18 protein-coding genes are annotated in these 16569 nt (G+C 45.4%); 6 read left to right on the top strand and 12 right to left on the bottom strand.

The window, feature by feature from the left end; translation table 11 throughout:
* From L5M71_RS06730 to dnaK, 4 genes are all read right to left on the bottom strand, one after another.
* Positions 1–122 (bottom strand): transposase family protein (locus tag L5M71_RS06730; protein WP_263209717.1); only part of this gene is annotated, 122 nt, incomplete at its 3' end.
* Between the two features lie 148 nt (positions 123–270).
* A complete protein-coding gene (locus tag L5M71_RS06725; protein ID WP_113941184.1) occupies positions 271–864 on the bottom strand; it encodes a hypothetical protein in 594 nt (197 codons plus the stop codon).
* A gap of 296 nt (positions 865–1160) precedes the next feature.
* Positions 1161–2297: a molecular chaperone DnaJ gene (gene dnaJ, locus L5M71_RS06720; RefSeq protein ID WP_113941183.1), complete on the bottom strand. Its 1137-nt coding sequence runs from the start codon at positions 2295–2297 to the stop codon at positions 1161–1163.
* Positions 2298–2407: 110 nt separating this feature from the next.
* Positions 2408–4327 (bottom strand): molecular chaperone DnaK, encoded by a 1920-nt coding sequence (gene dnaK / locus L5M71_RS06715; protein ID WP_105251655.1) that lies wholly within the window; start codon positions 4325–4327, stop codon positions 2408–2410.
* A gap of 288 nt (positions 4328–4615) precedes the next feature.
* Here dnaK and L5M71_RS06710 point away from each other — a divergent pair, with 288 nt between their 5' ends.
* From L5M71_RS06710 to L5M71_RS06700, 3 genes are all read left to right on the top strand, one after another.
* The gene (locus L5M71_RS06710; RefSeq protein ID WP_263207321.1) at positions 4616–5536 is read left to right on the top strand and encodes a DMT family transporter; all 921 of its coding nucleotides are present in this window, start codon (positions 4616–4618) and stop codon (positions 5534–5536) included.
* Between the two features lie 119 nt (positions 5537–5655).
* On the top strand, positions 5656–6132 hold the full coding sequence (ybaK, locus tag L5M71_RS06705; RefSeq protein WP_263161682.1) for a Cys-tRNA(Pro) deacylase: 477 nt from the start codon (positions 5656–5658) through the stop codon (positions 6130–6132).
* 215 nt (positions 6133–6347) lie between these two features.
* Positions 6348–6656, top strand: a complete 309-nt coding sequence (locus L5M71_RS06700) for a hypothetical protein (RefSeq protein WP_212599364.1) — start codon at positions 6348–6350, stop codon at positions 6654–6656.
* 104 nt (positions 6657–6760) lie between these two features.
* On the opposite strand, the gene L5M71_RS06695 is transcribed toward L5M71_RS06700, so the two are convergent.
* The 5 genes from L5M71_RS06695 to L5M71_RS06675 form a co-directional block, all read right to left on the bottom strand.
* On the bottom strand, positions 6761–8038 hold the full coding sequence (locus L5M71_RS06695) for a glutamate-5-semialdehyde dehydrogenase (protein ID WP_263207319.1): 1278 nt from the start codon (positions 8036–8038) through the stop codon (positions 6761–6763).
* 12 nt (positions 8039–8050) lie between these two features.
* Positions 8051–9169 carry a glutamate 5-kinase gene (gene proB / locus L5M71_RS06690; RefSeq protein ID WP_219251160.1) on the bottom strand — a complete coding sequence of 373 codons (1119 nt, stop codon included), beginning with the start codon at positions 9167–9169 and terminating at the stop codon, positions 8051–8053.
* Between the two features lie 202 nt (positions 9170–9371).
* The gene (locus tag L5M71_RS06685) at positions 9372–10661 is read right to left on the bottom strand and encodes an NCS2 family permease (protein WP_131523194.1); all 1290 of its coding nucleotides are present in this window, start codon (positions 10659–10661) and stop codon (positions 9372–9374) included.
* A 241-nt stretch (positions 10662–10902) separates the two neighbouring features.
* Positions 10903–11241, bottom strand: coding sequence for a carbon starvation protein CstA (locus L5M71_RS06680; protein WP_263207317.1), 339 nt, complete (start codon positions 11239–11241; stop codon positions 10903–10905).
* 25 nt (positions 11242–11266) lie between these two features.
* Positions 11267–11593, bottom strand: coding sequence for a winged helix-turn-helix domain-containing protein (locus L5M71_RS06675; protein WP_113941178.1), 327 nt, complete (start codon positions 11591–11593; stop codon positions 11267–11269).
* 207 nt (positions 11594–11800) lie between these two features.
* Here L5M71_RS06675 and L5M71_RS06670 point away from each other — a divergent pair, with 207 nt between their 5' ends.
* Positions 11801–12334 carry a DUF924 family protein gene (locus L5M71_RS06670; protein WP_263148813.1) on the top strand — a complete coding sequence of 178 codons (534 nt, stop codon included), beginning with the start codon at positions 11801–11803 and terminating at the stop codon, positions 12332–12334.
* A gap of 169 nt (positions 12335–12503) precedes the next feature.
* Positions 12504–13361 carry a substrate-binding periplasmic protein gene (locus L5M71_RS06665; protein ID WP_263148811.1) on the top strand — a complete coding sequence of 286 codons (858 nt, stop codon included), beginning with the start codon at positions 12504–12506 and terminating at the stop codon, positions 13359–13361.
* A gap of 15 nt (positions 13362–13376) precedes the next feature.
* Here the strand turns inward: L5M71_RS06665 and L5M71_RS06660 are convergent, their stop codons facing one another.
* The 3 genes from L5M71_RS06660 to L5M71_RS06650 all read right to left on the bottom strand — a co-directional run bounded on the left by L5M71_RS06660 (position 13377) and on the right by L5M71_RS06650 (position 14909).
* Positions 13377–13814 carry a universal stress protein gene (locus L5M71_RS06660; protein WP_028761701.1) on the bottom strand — a complete coding sequence of 146 codons (438 nt, stop codon included), beginning with the start codon at positions 13812–13814 and terminating at the stop codon, positions 13377–13379.
* 171 nt (positions 13815–13985) lie between these two features.
* Positions 13986–14417, bottom strand: a complete 432-nt coding sequence (locus L5M71_RS06655; RefSeq protein ID WP_028761700.1) for a universal stress protein — start codon at positions 14415–14417, stop codon at positions 13986–13988.
* 108 nt (positions 14418–14525) lie between these two features.
* On the bottom strand, positions 14526–14909 hold the full coding sequence (locus L5M71_RS06650) for an STAS/SEC14 domain-containing protein (protein ID WP_028761699.1): 384 nt from the start codon (positions 14907–14909) through the stop codon (positions 14526–14528).
* A 226-nt stretch (positions 14910–15135) separates the two neighbouring features.
* On the opposite strand from L5M71_RS06650, the gene L5M71_RS06645 reads away from it, so the two are divergent.
* A complete protein-coding gene (locus L5M71_RS06645; RefSeq protein ID WP_028761698.1) occupies positions 15136–16560 on the top strand; it encodes a coniferyl aldehyde dehydrogenase in 1425 nt (474 codons plus the stop codon).
* Positions 16561–16569 lie beyond the last annotated feature (9 nt).

The following is a 16569-nucleotide window of genomic DNA, read 5'->3' as shown; positions in this document are numbered from 1 at the left end:
GCAGACCAGCTTTGAGCGCCTGAGATGACGGCACTAAGCACAAGAAAACAGATGTCAATGACATCATGTTCTTGATTTATATGGGAACGGCAATCAGCAATGTTATCGAGATGTTTGAGCATATATAGGTCAAAAGACAAAGAAAAAGTGACCTATTTGATCACATTGGCGGGATCAATCAAGCTATTTCTTATCTCATTGTTTTTAAGGGTTATGCATAAAAAGCGATCGAGTATGATCAGCCCCTGGCAAGTCCGTGGTCTGCTCTTGTTAGCTGCATTGATTGTCTGCATATACATTACCAGTTTTAGGGCAGATTCTAAAAACACATAAAACATTTTCTGCATCACCATCATCGCCCCAAAGAGAAACTTCATAACCAGCTTGAGGAGGAATGACTATTATTATTTCTTCACTATTGTTAGTGAATTGGCCTTGTGGAAGTAGATTTTTGAAATCATTAAAATCCATTTTTAGGATTTGTTCGTGTGCAAATTTCACTTTTAAAAAGGAGGTTGGGTAATTTTCATAGGGCCAATCATTTTCAGCTTCTCGGGGATGGACTGATTGTATCTTGATACTTCCGTCATATCTTATTTGATATTTGATTGAACCACCATCATGCATAAACGGATAAATTAATGCTATGCTAGAAAACTGGATGTTGTCGAATAAATCTAATATATCTCTGTTTAATGTAAACAAAAGATGTAACTTTGCTGTCTCGGGAAAGTTAGATATTAATGGTAAGTTACCGCCAAAATATGACTCAGACTCTTCAGATATATTCAATGCTACGAGATTTCCCTTATAGTAAATTAAGGGTTTTCTGATTTGTCCATATTCTCCAGTTATTGAATCCATAATTACTCTCTCATTAGCAGTTACGGTGCATATTAAGTGTTACTTTTCATTATAGTAACGCTATTTACGGTCATAGTCATTTTGTTTTATAGCAACTGCTTGATTCCGAATTCAACTCCGAAGTACGACACAGGACAATTAAGCAGCTAATTGGTGAAACACCACCGCAGGCTGCTTCAACTTTAAACACTTTAATATTTGGGCATAAATCCGAATATAAAAAAGCCCTGCAAGGTTAACCATTGCAGGGCTTTTTTCTTCTAGTGCGCAGCTAACCTCTGCGCCACTAGACCAAGTTAGCTATTCAGATCTTGAAAGAACTTTTTCACGCCATCGAAAAAGCCCTCAGCCTTTGGGCTGTGTTTTTTCGACTCACCGGTTAAGGTGGCTTCAAATTCGCGTAACAGTTCTTTTTGACGATCGTTTAAGTTAACTGGGGTTTCCATAACCACTTTGCAGAGCAAGTCGCCTACCGCATGGCTGCGAACCGACTTGACGCCTTTGCCACGTAAACGGAACATACGGCCCGTTTGCGTTTCGGCTGGGATCTTCAGGCTGACTTTACCATCGAGTGTTGGCACTTCAATCTCACCGCCTAGGGCCGCTTTACTGAAGGATATCGGCACTTCGCAGTAAAGGTTGTTGCCATCACGGACGAAAATCGCATGCTCACGCACGCTGACCTGAACGTATAAATCCCCTGGAGGCGCGCCAAACTCACCCGCTTCGCCTTCACCCGCTAAACGAATACGGTCGCCCGTATCAACGCCGGCTGGGATCTTAACTGATAAGGTTTTGCTCTTTTCAACACGGCCATCGCCATGACACTTAGTGCAAGGATCTTTGATGATCTTGCCGCGGCCATGACAGGTTGGACAAGGCTGTTGCACCGCAAAGAAACCTTGGCGCATTTGGACTTGGCCTTGACCATGACAGGTGCCACAAGTGGTTGCAGAGGTGCCTTTTTTAGCGCCGCTGCCTTCACATAGATCGCAAGTCGCCAGCGTTGGAATACGCAGTTCTTTGGTTAAACCTTTAACGGCTTCTTCCAGTGATAACTCTAGGTTGTAACGTAAATCTGAGCCGCGGGCCGCTTGGCGTTGACCGCCACCACGACGTCCACCGCCGAAAATATCGCCAAAGACATCACCGAAAATATCACCGAAATCGCCTTGACCACCACCGTAACCACCGCCACCGCGATTAGGATCCACACCCGCATGACCAAATTGGTCGTAGGCCGCTTTTTTGTCGGCGTCGGTTAGGATCTCGTAGGCTTCTTTAATTTCTTTAAAGTTAGCTTCTGCAGTTTTGTCGCCTGGGTTGCGATCTGGGTGAAATTTCATGGCCAGACGTTTATAGGCCTTTTTAATTTCACGTTCGCTGGTGTCACGACTGACACCTAATACTTCGTAATAATCTCGCTTTGACATAATCTCATGCTTCTCAGCTGGTGTTGAACAAACGGGCGTTAGGGTTGCCCCGTAACGCCCGCCTAGAAATTAACGCTTTGAAATCAATCTATTTGATTGAAAACAAGTCATTATTTCTTGTCGTCTTTCACTTCTTCGAATTCAGCATCGACAACGTCATCGGCAGCAGCGTTAGCCTGTTTGCCCGCGTCGGCATTGTCGCCGCCTTGAGCTTGAGACTTAGCTTGAGCGATTTCCATCAGCTTAGCAGATGCTTCGATCAAGTTTTGAGTTGCCTTTTCAATGGCTTCTTTGTCATTGCCTTTGCTGGCAGTGTCAACAGCGGCCATAGCAGCTTGGATTTTCTCTTTATCTTCGCTTGGCAATGCATCACCCGCTTCTTCCACTTGTTTCTTAGTCGCGTGGACTAAGCCGTCAGCTTGGTTGCGTGCTTGCACTAACTCTTCAAACTTCTTGTCTTCATCTGCGTGAGCTTCGGCATCACGTACCATTTGTGCCACTTCTTCTTCGCTTAAGCCAGAAGAGGCTTTGATGGTGATGTTTTGTTTCTTGCCGGTTTTCTTGTCTGTCGCAGACACATGCAGAATACCGTCGGCATCGATGTCGAACATCACTTCAATTTGTGGCTGGCCACGTGGAGCTGGCTCAATACCGTCTAAGTTGAACTGACCTAATGACTTGTTCGCGCTCGCTTGCTTACGCTCACCTTGCAGTACGTGAATCGTCACTGCGTTTTGGTTGTCATCGGCTGTTGAGAACACTTGCTGCGCCTTAGTAGGAATAGTAGTGTTCTTTTCAATCAACTTAGTCATCACGCTGCCCATGGTTTCGATACCCAGAGACAGTGGTGTTACGTCTAACAGTAATACGTCTTTCACGTCGCCTGACAGTACGCCCGCTTGAATTGCAGCACCTACGGCTACCGCTTCGTCTGGGTTCACGTCTTTACGAGGTTCTTTGCCGAAGAAGTTTGTCACTGCTTCTTGAACCTTAGGCATACGTGTTTGACCACCCACTAGAATCACTTCGTTGATGTCTGTTACAGATAAATCTGCATCAGCCAGGGCAACTTTTAGTGGCTCTAATGTACGGATAATCAAGTCTTCAACCAGTGATTCCAATTTAGCACGAGTGATTTTAATCACTAAATGCTTAGGACCTGTTGCGTCTGCCGTGATGTATGGCAGGTTCACTTCAGTGTGGTTGGTGCTTGAAAGTTCAATTTTCGCTTTTTCTGCTGCTTCTTTCAGACGTTGCATTGCTAATGGATCTTTACGCAGATCTAAGCCTTGCTCTTTCTTGAATTCGTCAGCTAAGTAGTTGATCAAACGGTTGTCAAAGTCTTCACCACCTAAGTGGGTGTCACCGTTGGTTGCCAACACTTCAAATGTTTGGTCGCCATCGTTGCTGTCGATTTCGATGATAGAGATATCGAATGTACCACCACCTAAATCGTATACTGCAACAATGTTGTCGCCTTGTTTCTTATCGATACCGTAGGCTAATGCTGCAGCCGTTGGTTCGTTGATAATACGTTTAACATCAAGACCTGCGATACGACCCGCATCTTTAGTCGCTTGACGTTGTGAATCGTTAAAGTAAGCAGGAACAGTAATAACCGCTTCTGTTACTTCTTCACCTAAAAAGTCTTCTGCGGTTTTCTTCATCTTTTTCAAGATTTCTGCAGAAACTTGTGGTGGAGCCATCTTGTTGCCACGCGATTCAACCCATGCATCACCGTTGTCGGCTGCAATGATTTTGAATGGCATGATGTTCACGTCACGTTGGACTTCGTCATCTTTAAAGCGACGACCAATCAAACGCTTAATCGCGAAGAATGTGTTAGTCGGGTTAGTCACAGCTTGACGTTTTGCTGGCGAACCGACAATGGTTTCATCATCTGTATAAGCGATGATTGACGGGGTTGTGCGATCGCCTTCAGCGTTTTCTAACACACGTGCTTTGCCACCATCGAGGACAGCTACACAAGAGTTTGTTGTGCCTAAGTCGATACCAATAATTTTACCCATGAGGTCCTCCGAAAAATTTCATTCAATCTAAATTTGTTTAGTTGGTTTTGATATGGGGCTAGACGGTTTAAATATCAAGTCCATCGTTGGCCACCTTCTCTGCCTTGATACCTATATTGGGACAGGGAATTTAATTACAAGGGCGAACAAAAAAATTTTCTGATTTATCTTTCTCGCATCTACAGCAGGATAAAATATCCAATCACATAAAATAGTCTTGCTTATCAACCAAAGCTGTTATTCAATCTGCCCACATTTGGCGGATGTTTATCCTAGTAAGGTAGCAGAGTGAAGTCTTCGAATTTAGCGTACGTGTATGGCATGGCGGCGGTCTTTCTCTGGTCTACAGTGGCCACGGCCTTTAAGATTGCCTTGAGTTACTACACACCGCTGCAACTGGTGTTTGTTGCCGTACTCACTTCGATTATTGCCCTTGCCGGAATCCTTGCTTGGCAAAAAAAGCTTTCCTTACTCAAGCAACAGTTTTTACGCCGCCCCATGTTTTATCTGGTGACTGGACTCATCAATCCCTTCCTTTACTATGTCGTGTTATTTAAAGCGTATTCCTTACTGCCAGCGCAGCAAGCTTTGTCACTTAATTACACTTGGGCGGTATTACTGCCGTTACTGGCCGCGCCTTTGTTAAAGCAACATTTGCGTAAAAGCGACATTGCAGCGGCGCTGATTGCCTACACTGGTGTGTTTATTATTGCCACCGGCGGCGATATCAGCGGCTTTAGTTTTGATAGCCCGCTCGGTATCGGCCTTGCTCTCACCAGCACCTTACTCTGGTGCCTATATTGGATCGTCAACACTAAAGATCAAGGCGATCCTGTGGTGAGTTTATTATTGAGTTTTCTTATCGGCTTACCTTTTGTTGCCGTCACCTTAGTGCTGACAGATACCCTGCCCAGTTTTAGTATTAAGGCGATATTTGCAGGTATGTATGTGGGCTTATTTGAGATGGGCATTACCTTCGTGCTCTGGTTAATGGCGCTGAAAACCGCCACTCGCACCGCGAACATCAGCACTATGGTGTTTTTATCCCCTGTGATGTCGATTGGTTTTATTGCGTGGATTTTGCAAGAAACGATTGCGATGGCAACCTATCTCGGCCTAGCCTTTATTTTATCGGGGATGATGTTGCAGCAACTTCTGCCCCGTTATTTAGAGCGTAAAAACAAGATAAGCACAAAGCTAGCGGAATAATCGTTGAGTAGCAGCCTTAAATAATGTTAGCTCACGGCAATGAGCCAATTAAAAGAGCTGGCTAACATTTTAAGCCAAGATTAAGCGCTAATATCTCCCATTTTGTGAAGGAGTATAAAATGACCCCGGCCGTCCGATTGGCGAAAAAAGCCAAGATCGCGTTTGATATCTTAGAGTACAGCCACGATCCACACTGCGCCGCCTACGGCGAAGAAGCCGCTAACACCTTAGGGCTTGAACCAGCGCAAGTATTTAAAACCCTTTTAGTTGCCATCGACAAAGCCCATGCGCCGATTGCCGTTGCGCTCGTGCCCGTCGATCATCAGCTTAATCTAAAAGCCGTAGCTAAATGCTTAAGACAAAAGAAACTACAAATGGCCGATGCCGACCTAGCACAAAAATCCTCAGGCTATCTGGTTGGCGGTATTAGTCCCTTAGCGCAAAAGAAACAATTGCCAACCTTGATTGATGCCAGCGCTCAAGGCTTCGATAGAATCTATGTCAGCGCGGGCAGACGCGGTTTAGAGATAAGCTTAGCGGCCACAGACTTAGCTCAGCTTTGTAAAGGCGAATTTGCCGATATCAAGACACTTTAAGCGATCTCGACCACATTAAGCACAAGTCATTCGACGTTAAGTAAGTAATTCACTCCACTTTAAGTTGTACGCACTCATGTTAGATAAATGGTGAACAAGGCTCAAACGGCAACAAACTGGCCAGCGTACTGAGTCTAACAGTGGAAAGCGTTTGATAAAGCCGTGATATCCGTCTATAAATTGTACTGAGGTACAAATCGACTAAGGATAGTCAGATGGAAAAATCAACCCAATGGAATCCAGAAAATAGCATCAGCCCTATCAGTTGGTGCGCCATGCTACTCTGCATCGCCTTATTTATTTATGAGCATTTCTGGGGAAACAGTTTTACCACTATGGTAGTCATGCTCTATTGCAGTTTTATGCTGCCTTCGGTTTTACTCACTCGCAGAGTACAAGAAAAGTACTTTATTTATACCTTGGAATACATCAAGGCCTTTCGTAAATTCACTGTCGTTATGTCGACGATATTTTTCTGTATCTGGTTACTTGTTACTTATACCCCGCTCACCATAAGCAGCTAAACTTGTTAGCCAAACACATTAATGTCGCTATTCAGTTGGATACCGTAAACAAAAAAGCCGTCAACGTAGTAGGTTAACGGCTTTGGGTTTATCGGTATTTACCGCTAAACACGACTAGTGTAATCACCCCAAGCTAACCACTTATATGTGGTTAATGCCTCAAGCCCCATTGGACCGCGGGCGTGCAGTTTTTGGGTGCTCACAGCCACTTCAGCGCCAAGACCAAACTGACCGCCATCGGTAAAACGAGTACTGGCATTCACATACACGGCGGCTGAGTTCACTTCATTCATAAAGTGCGCCGCTGCATGAATATCATCGGTCAAAATGGCTTCCGAATGGCCGCTAGAATACTGGCGAATATGACTAACGGCGGCATCGATATCGCTCACGACTTTAATACCTAAGGTTAATGACAGCCATTCAATACCAAAATCCTCAGACTTAGCAAGCGTCACATCGAACCCTAAACCATCCAGCAGACTAAAACTTGTGTCACAAACTGAAAAGCGCACGCCTAGACGATGCAGATACTCGGCAATTTGCGGTACAAAGCTGCTCGCCACGCGCTCATCCACCAGCAAGGTATCAAGGGCATTGCACACCGTTGGACGCTGCACTTTGGCATTAGCGATTACGCCTAAGGCACGCTCAAGGTCGGCATTTTTATCGACATACAAGTGGCAAATACCAATGCCGCCTAAAATCACTGGAATCGTCGCTTGCTCGGCACATAAGCGCTGCAATGCTTGACCGCCGCGCGGCACTATCATGTCGACATATTGATCGAGCTTAAGTAAACCTGTCACTAGGGCTCTGTCTGAAGAATCAATAAATTGCACCGCATCTATGGGTAACCCTTGGGCGACAATCGCGACGCGGATCACTTCGCTGATAAGCTTATTCGATTCAAGGGTTTCTTTACCGCCACGGAGGATCACCGCATTACCCGTTTTAAGGGCAAGTACCGCGATATCGACAGTCACATTCGGGCGCGCCTCGTAGATAACCCCAATCACGCCCAGCGGTACGCGGCGACGAGTCAGCCTTAAACCGTTATCTAATAACTTGCTGCCAAACTCTTCGCCCACGGGATCAGCAAGGCGGATCACATCGCTGATATCACCGATAATGCCCGCTAAACGCGCATCATCGAGCAACAGTCTGTCGATCATCGCCTCAGTTAATCCATCGTTCTTAGCGGCGGCAACGTCTTTAGCATTAGCCGCTAAAATGGCGGCGGAGTTTGCCGTCAGCGCATCGGCAATAGCTTCGAGTAAGTCAGCCTTTTGGTTCGCCGTTAAATTGGCTAAAGCATAACTGGCCTGTTTGGCATTTTGGCCAAGTTGCTGTAAATACTGATCTTGATTCATTTGACTCAAAACAGACCTCGCTTATAAGACAACCATGTCGTTGCGGTGAACTATTGCATCACCATAATCGTAACCGAGTACAGACTCGATCTCATCGGAATGCTTACCCGCAATCAAACTCAGGGCTTGGCCACAGTATCGTGTCATACCTTTAGCAATCACTTTACCTTGTTGATCAACTAATTGTAGCGTCGCACCACGTTCAAACTGACCTTTAACGCCTACGATACCTTTAGACAATAGACTGCGGCCCTTGTCAGTCACGGCTTTGACCGCGCCCGCATCAAGCACTAATGAACCTTGAGTCGCAGGTCCCGCTAGAATCCACTGTTTGCGGCTTTCGAGCGGGTTTTCGATGGCACTAAAGTGAGTACCGACGGACTCTTTGGCGACCACCTTTTTGATCACATCAGGGTGATGGCCAGAGGCGATAACCACTTCGATACCTGCACGGCGAGCAATATCCGCCGCTTCCAATTTAGTCGACATACCACCCGTGCCTAAACCCGATACAGAACCGCCCGCCAACATACGCAGACTATCGTCAATCTTGACGACTTGGGAGATCAACTTAGCATTCGGGTTCGTGCGCGGATCGGCATCAAATAAGCCTTTTTGATCCGTCAATAAAATCAATAAATCGGCATCACACAACAGCGCGGCACGGGCCGATAGATTGTCGTTATCACCGACTTTGATTTCATTAGTGGCAACGGCATCGTTTTCATTGATGATCGGCACAATATTATTCGCCAGCAAGGCATTGAGCGTGTCGCGGGCGTTGAGGTAACGCTCCCTATCCTGCAAATCGGCACGGGTCAGCAGCAATTGGCCGACATGCAGCCCATAAATACTAAAGAGTTGTGACCAAGCGAGGATCAACTGACTTTGCCCGACAGCGGCTAACAATTGCTTATTGGCCATAGTGTCGGGCAGCGTCGGGTATTGGAGATGTTCACGCCCAGCGGCAATTGCCCCTGAGGTGCATAATACGACTTCGACCCCTGACTTCATCAGTGCGGCCATTTGACGAGCAAGCTCAACCATGTGGGCTTTATCTAGCTGTTTACTGCCAGAGGTCAGCACACTCGTCCCTAACTTCACTACCACGCGGCGATACGCAATCTCACTTAAGTTCATTATTCATTTGTAACAAAATAACCGAACAATCCTTATACCTAATCCGCTGAGTAATTGGTAGCAAGGAGTTATTAACTCGAGATAAATTTTCGTTTTTGCTTAGAATCGCGCATTAAAAAGGGCCATCGATTAGATGGCCCTCAAAAAATGTAAACAATCTACGCTGCGAGTTTTTACTGTGCAGGTGAATTAATCGACAGCATCAACCATAGACAAACTTAGCAACAAACAATGCGGCTAATACTAAAATGCCCACATTAAGATCGCTAAAGCGACCTGTGAGTAATTTGATTGCTGCATATGAGATGATCCCAAAGGCAATGCCCGTCGCGATAGAAAACGTTAGCGGCATTAATATACACACAACCACCACAGGCGCGGCTTCAGTCAAATCTTCCCATTCGACATGCACCAGTCCCGACATCATCAAAATCGCTACATAAAACAGTGTGCCCGCAGTCGCATAAGCCGGGATCATCCCCGCCAATGGCGATAAAAATAACGCAGCAATGAAGAGTAATCCCACCACAACGGCCGTTAAACCAGTACGGCCACCTGCGCTCACACCCGCAGTACTTTCGATATAACTTGTCGTGGTGGAAGTGCCAAAAGCCGCCCCCGCAATCGTTGCTAAACTGTCAGCGGTTAAGGCACGATTCAGACGTGGTAAACGGCCTTTATCATCGAGAAAACCACCGCGCTGTGCAACCGCCACTAAGGTGCCAGAGGTATCGAAGAGATCCACAAATAAGAAGGCAAAAACGACTGATAGCATAGTTACTTCAAATACTTGGGATAAATCCATCTTCATAAATGTAGGTGCGATTGAAGGTGGCATTGATACAATGCCCTGATACTGCACATCACCAAACACTAGTCCTAGGCCAGTGATAATCAGAATGCTGGCAATCACCGCCGACTTCATTCCCCGCTGCACCATAGCAATAATGAGGAAAAAGCCCAGCACAGCCATAACCGCCGGAAATGCCGTGATATCGCCCAGCGTCACTAGCGTAGCAGGACTTGCCACCACAATACCGGCGCTCTTAAGGCCAATCAGGGCAAGAAACAAACCAATACCTGCAGCAATACCGATACGTAACGACATGGGAATACTATTTACAATCCATTCTCGAATACGCACTAAGGACAAGATTAAAAAGCAAATTCCCGACAGGAACACTGCGCCTAACGCAGTCTCCCAGCTGTAACCCATTTCACCCACGACTGTGTAGGTAAAAAAGGCATTAAGTCCCATACCTGGAGCAAGCGCAATTGGATAATTCGCCATCAGCCCCATAACCAAACAGCCGACAGCCGCAGCCAAACAGGTCGCCACAAATACAGCCCCATGGTCCATGCCCGCATCGGCTAACATCATTGGGTTCACAAAAATGATGTAGGCCATCGTCATAAATGTTGTCAAACCTGCGACCGCTTCCTGCTTGAGGCTCGTTTGATTTTGTTTCAGTTTGAACAGTTTTTCTAACATGGAACAAGGTTCCTTTTTATTTTAAGTATGTAGGGTAGTTAGATGTAAACACTATGTAGCGTGATGACATTTGCAGCCGATTATAGGGAGTTTAGGCTGGTCAGGCCAGAAAATTGGCAACGGAGTAACGAAGAGAAAATGCTCAAATATCTATGCAAACGAATGCAATATCCTCTGGGGAGACTCGCGTTGAAGGTTAAGCATAAAAAATGAACATATTATGAACAAGATGATTCACTCGTTAGCGACCAATGCTGATTTGTAGCCATAAACAGCCCACATAAAGAGTAACAAGGATATATACAGCAGAAATAACTAAATTCAATTTCCACAGACTCAACCAAAAACTCCCTTTAAAATAGGTACGTAGCCTTACTTTTGATTTGTATAATGTTAAAGAAGAAGGTACCAACATTAACGCAGAACAGCCAAAGGCTGGTAATACCATAAAAATCATGCCTAAACCCGCAGCCCCAGCAGAAGCTTCAGATGTTTGACCGTCAATAGATGCTAGCGTTATATATCCTAAAATGACGCCTGCGATGGCAAGAATAAAACCTAACAGTTGAAGAGTTCTCAAATTCGTCCTTGGTAACAAACAGCGTTTAAATTGACTTATCGTAAAATCCTATCAGCTCAGCGATTTCGCTTAGATGGGTATCGACCCAAGCGCTGCTGATCGGCCCCCAGGTGACTATGCGGTAATAACCTGAATTGTTACGGCTGCCTTCCTGCACAAACTCGACTCGAATACCTATATCCTCAAAAGCTGCGATAGCGTCCTGTAAAGTTCGGCGAGGCATTCCGGTTAACTTATTGAGTGATAATAGATTATGGCGGTCATCATCCATTAAATGCGCCAAATATAACTTACGCAGAAACGCCTTATTTTGCTTTGAAACCTGTTGGGATGCTGGCATTGAAAGTGACATAGGATGACCTGTCTGGAAACAAAAGTAATTATCATCAAAACTACTTTATATTCAGTCAATAAGGCAATAGCCAATGCTAAATACTTACGGTTCGCGACAAGATCATCAGATAACAAATCTGCACTTAAATCAAACGAAACGGCTTGTCATCCTCCCCCAACAACTGTTATTTCTAATATCACTCAACACCTATGAAGAAAGGCTAAAATGAGCCAGACAATCACAGCAGACCAAATACTGACATTTTGGTTTGAAGACATTGACCCAAAGCTCTGGTGGATTAAAGATGTTGAATTTGATACCCAGATCAAACAGCGCTTCGAAGGTGTACTACTTCAAGCCAAACGGGGAGAGCTTTCACATTGGCGAATCACGCCTCAAGGTCGATTGGCTGAGATAATAGTGCTCGATCAATTTTCCCGTAATATTTACCGCGATACGCCTGCCGCATTCGAAGCCGATGCGATAGCCTTAGTGCTCGCCCAAGAAGCCGTTGCCCAACGGGTCGATACCGCACTAAAATCCAAACAAGTCCCTTTTCTATTTATGCCCTATATGCACAGCGAATCGGCAACCATTCACCAAGTAGCAGTAAAACTGTTTAATCGCGAAGCTGCGATAACAAACCTAACGTTTGAACTGCGCCATAAAGCGATTATCGACAGGTTTGGCCGCTATCCACATAGAAATATTATCTTAGGCAGGGAGTCTACGGCGGAAGAAATTGCTTTTCTGACTTAACCGGGCTCATCCTTTTGAGCCTGTAATAGGTTAAAGCGTTAATGTGTATTTGATAAATAAAGCCGTGCTGAGTTCACAGACACACTACACTTACTCAAGAAAGTCATGGAATGACTTGGCGAGTATCAAACACAGTTGCAAGTGTATACCGCGGAGGTGTTGGTAACTTATGGCGCATAAACTAAATAAGCCAAATAGCTCAGTGGCTCGTCGTAACCGCTATAAATTGATGGGGTTACTCATCCTATGCGGCGCTCAGCTCGGCCAAGCGGCTGAAATTAAGATAGGCGTCAGCCTGTCTATCCCGCCCTATGTCATCCAAGCAACCAATAGCGGGATCGAACTCGAATTACTTAACCAAGCCCTCGCCGTTAAAGGCCATACTGCTTCTATCCACTACTTACCACTGGCGCGCACTTTCCATGAACTCAGGGAGGGTAAACTCGATGGCATCATCAACATCAAAGAAGGAATGATTAACAACATTTTTTATTCCAACGTTGCGATAACCTACCAAAACTGCGCCATTAGCCTCGAGAGTAATCAATTTAACATCAATAGCATAGAAGACTTAAACAACAAACAAGTCGTCGCCTTTCAACGTGCATCATCGTTACTGGGGGAAGAGTTTGCCAACATGGTTAAGACCAATAGCGGCTACCAAGAACAAGCGAGGCAAGTGCAGCAGGTTTATATGCTGATGAAGCGCAGAGCCGATGTCGTTGTGATGGATAAAAATATTTTCAAATACTACTTAAAGCAGGCCTATCTTGAGGGCAAACTCACTGAGAAAGACTTAAAACAACAGGCGATTTGCCACCAAATATTCCCACCTACAGAATACAAGTTCGCGTTTCTCAGTGAACAAATTCGGGATGATTTTAATGCGGGACTCAAACAAATTACCCAAGATGGTAGCTTAGTGGCTCTGCAGGAAAAGTATCGACGCCTGATGTCATTTGACAATGAAGCCGAGGCGTCGACTAAGTTAACAGAACCTAAAATGATCAAAAATGATTCCTACTAAACTTATCCCATAGTGTTATTTCACCACCAACACAGGGCACTTAGCGTACTTAACAATATCCTGTGTAACGTGGGGTTTTAAAAAGTCAGCTAAACCGCTGCTCCCATGACTAGCGATAACCACCATGCCCACATCAACGGCTTCCGCTAAAATCTCATCAATAGCATCACCATGGCGCACGACTAACTTAATATTGAGCCCTTCGGTAAGGTTCTGCTGCATTTCCTGCTGCAAACTTTGCATTTTTGCATCAACGAAAGCTTTGAGTTCATTTTCCAATGTAGCGGGAATATCGACCGCAATACCATAACAATGGGCGCCACGGGCAGGGCTAGTCACATGCAACAACCGAATATCGACTTGATAAACATTTGCCATTTCAACCGCATATTTTAACGCATGGGCCGCAGTGGATGAAAAATCCGTAGGGCATAACACTTCTTGAGTACGCATAAGCTTATCCATCATTTGAGTTTTTAATTAAGCTAATTATTAAGGCCAAAATACCACTATTTTATAGCAGTTTGCTATGCTTCTTGCGTACCCATTTCAATTAATTATTCTTTATCAATCAAAAAGAAAGGACGCTATAAGCGCCCTTTGGATTTATAGAGTCAAAGCCAGTTACTTAACCACAAGCACAGGACAAGCTGCACCATTCGCCACCGCTTCTGAGACATTGGTGTGTAAAAAATGCGAAATCCCAGTTCGGCCATGGCTAGCAATTACTACCATGCCAATGTCTTTACTGTTGGCCTCTTCTAAAATTTGATAGACAGGATCGCCACGGCGGATCAAGGTAGTGATGGGAAGCTCAGTATTCAATCCATCCAATAGTGCTCGCATTTTAGTTGCCGCCGCTTCCTCCATGCTTTTAGCAAGTTCTTCAGGGGTAATAGATAGAATCATAAAGTTTTCATCACCGATCGGCTGTTCAACCACATGTAAAATTTTTAGCCCTACATGGTATAGATTAGCCATTTCAATGGCATAGCTCAGTGCATGGGCCGCAGTTTCCGAAAAATCTGTGGGCCAGAGTATTTGACCTGTACGCATAATTTGTACTCCTTCTATGGCGCGAATGGATTGTTGGGTGAATCTTTACGGTGCTGCTATAACGCCCGATTTAGCGCATTGGCAGACCACAAACTTCATCTCACAACCTTAGTCTCTCAGCCAAGCAACAGCATCGCCATTATCAACAAAAAACCTTACCTCAGCAGGCGTAAACCAGTTTGCCAATTTAGCCAACACTTCCTGCAAAGTCGTCTTACCGACGATGGCTATTTTCTCGAAATGACGAATATGCTTCACCCCAAGTTTGAGATCGTCCCAAGCGGCCTGTAGTTCCAAGCCTTCCAACTCGGTGACATCTACCAAGGCGAAGATATCAGGATCTTTCACCCCAGCTAATGCAGACTCCAACACAGGCACCATCATTTCGTAGTCTTGATGAGTTAAGGTACCGATAGCTTTAAAGGTAACGAAAAAATCATCATCACCATAACGCTCAATACCAATCGAAATTCCGTGCTTTAACAATGCCATACATACTCCTTATGTAACAACCCTTGATTTAGTGTAAAAGCTAACGCCACAACAAGCCGTGATCTTGCTCAAAAATACACCAGATACCTTGCGCCATCTCACTAAGCAAGCTAGGATAAACCGACTAATCAGTCGGTATTGATTTAATAAAAGACTCAATCGAGACGATTACTTAAATAAAGTACCGAATAAGACTCAGCCTACCATTTCCCTTGGAGCAACCACTATGAATATGGCCACCGAACACCTTAATACTTCGCCACTGACTCAGTTGCTCCAACGCCAACGCAGCAGTTATTTAGCGGCGCCGAATCCTAATTACGCTACGCGAGTGGAGCAATTAACTCGACTGAAGGCGGCCATACTGCAATTTCAAACACCCTTAGTCGAAGCCTTAAGCCAAGACTACGGCCATAGATCGATTGATGACAGCCTGATCTCAGACATTATGCCTGTCATCAACAACATCAATTACAGCTTGAAAAACCTCAAAAAATGGCTCAAGCCCAGCGCTCGCCATGCGGGCATCTTACTCGCACCCGCCAAAGTCACAGTGCATTATCAACCTTTGGGGGTGATCGGCATTATCGTGCCGTGGAATTTCCCCGTAATGCTGTCAATTGGCCCGCTAGTGACAGCTATTGCCGCGGGTAATCATGCCATGCTCAAAATGTCTGAATTTACCCCAGCGACCAACCAAGTGATCAAACAGTTATTGGCACAAGTCTTCGATGAATCCCACGTGGCGGTTGTTGAAGGTGAGGCGGACATTGCTGCCCAATTTTCTGCCCTGCCCTTCGATCATTTACTCTTTACTGGCTCGACCACAGTCGGCCGCCATGTGATGCGCGCCGCAGCGAATAACCTCACCCCAGTAACACTCGAATTGGGTGGTAAATCGCCTGTGATTATCGCCCCCGATATGCCGCTTGAGATAGCAGTAGAACGAATGATTTACGGTAAGTGTTTGAATGCCGGGCAAATCTGCGTCGCCCCTGATTATGTGCTTTGCCCTAAAACCAAGGTGGATGACTTTATCGCCGCCTACCAAGCTAAGTTTAAGGCCATGTATGGCACCATTAACCACAATAAGGACTATGGCAGCATCATTAATACACGTCAGTTTGACCGCTTGATGACAGTGCTCGAAGACGCCAAAGCAAAAGGTGCCCGTGTTATTTCAGCAACTGACGAAGCCATAGATAGCCAACATCGTAAACTCGCAACTCAGTTGATAACTCACACCAGTGAAGACATGCTATTGATGCAAGAGGAAATTTTTGGCCCATTGTTACCGATTATTAGCTACGACACCTTAGATGAAGCGATTCAGTACATCAACCACAGAGCCAGACCCTTAGCGCTTTATGTGATGAGTTTCGATGAGCCAACTCAGCAAAAGATCCTCCAGCAGACCCATTCTGGCGGTGTTTGTATCAATGAAACCGTGTTTCATGTCGCCGCCGACGATGCGCCCTTCGGCGGAATAGGCCCGTCGGGCATGGGGCATTACCATGGCAAGGAAGGCTTTTTGACCTTCAGTCACGCTAAAACGGTACTCAGCCGTGGCCGATTCAACACAGGCAAATTTGTTCACCCGCCCTACGGCACTTTTATCCAGCGCATCTTAATGAAGCTATTTTTGCGCTAGTCATTGGGG

It is taken from the genome of Shewanella sp. SW1 (genome assembly GCF_025653545.1).
GTDB classification, from domain to species: domain Bacteria; phylum Pseudomonadota; class Gammaproteobacteria; order Enterobacterales; family Shewanellaceae; genus Shewanella; species Shewanella oncorhynchi.
The sequence above is the reverse complement of the archived record's forward strand: the minus strand, read 5'-3'. Positions and strand labels throughout refer to the sequence as shown.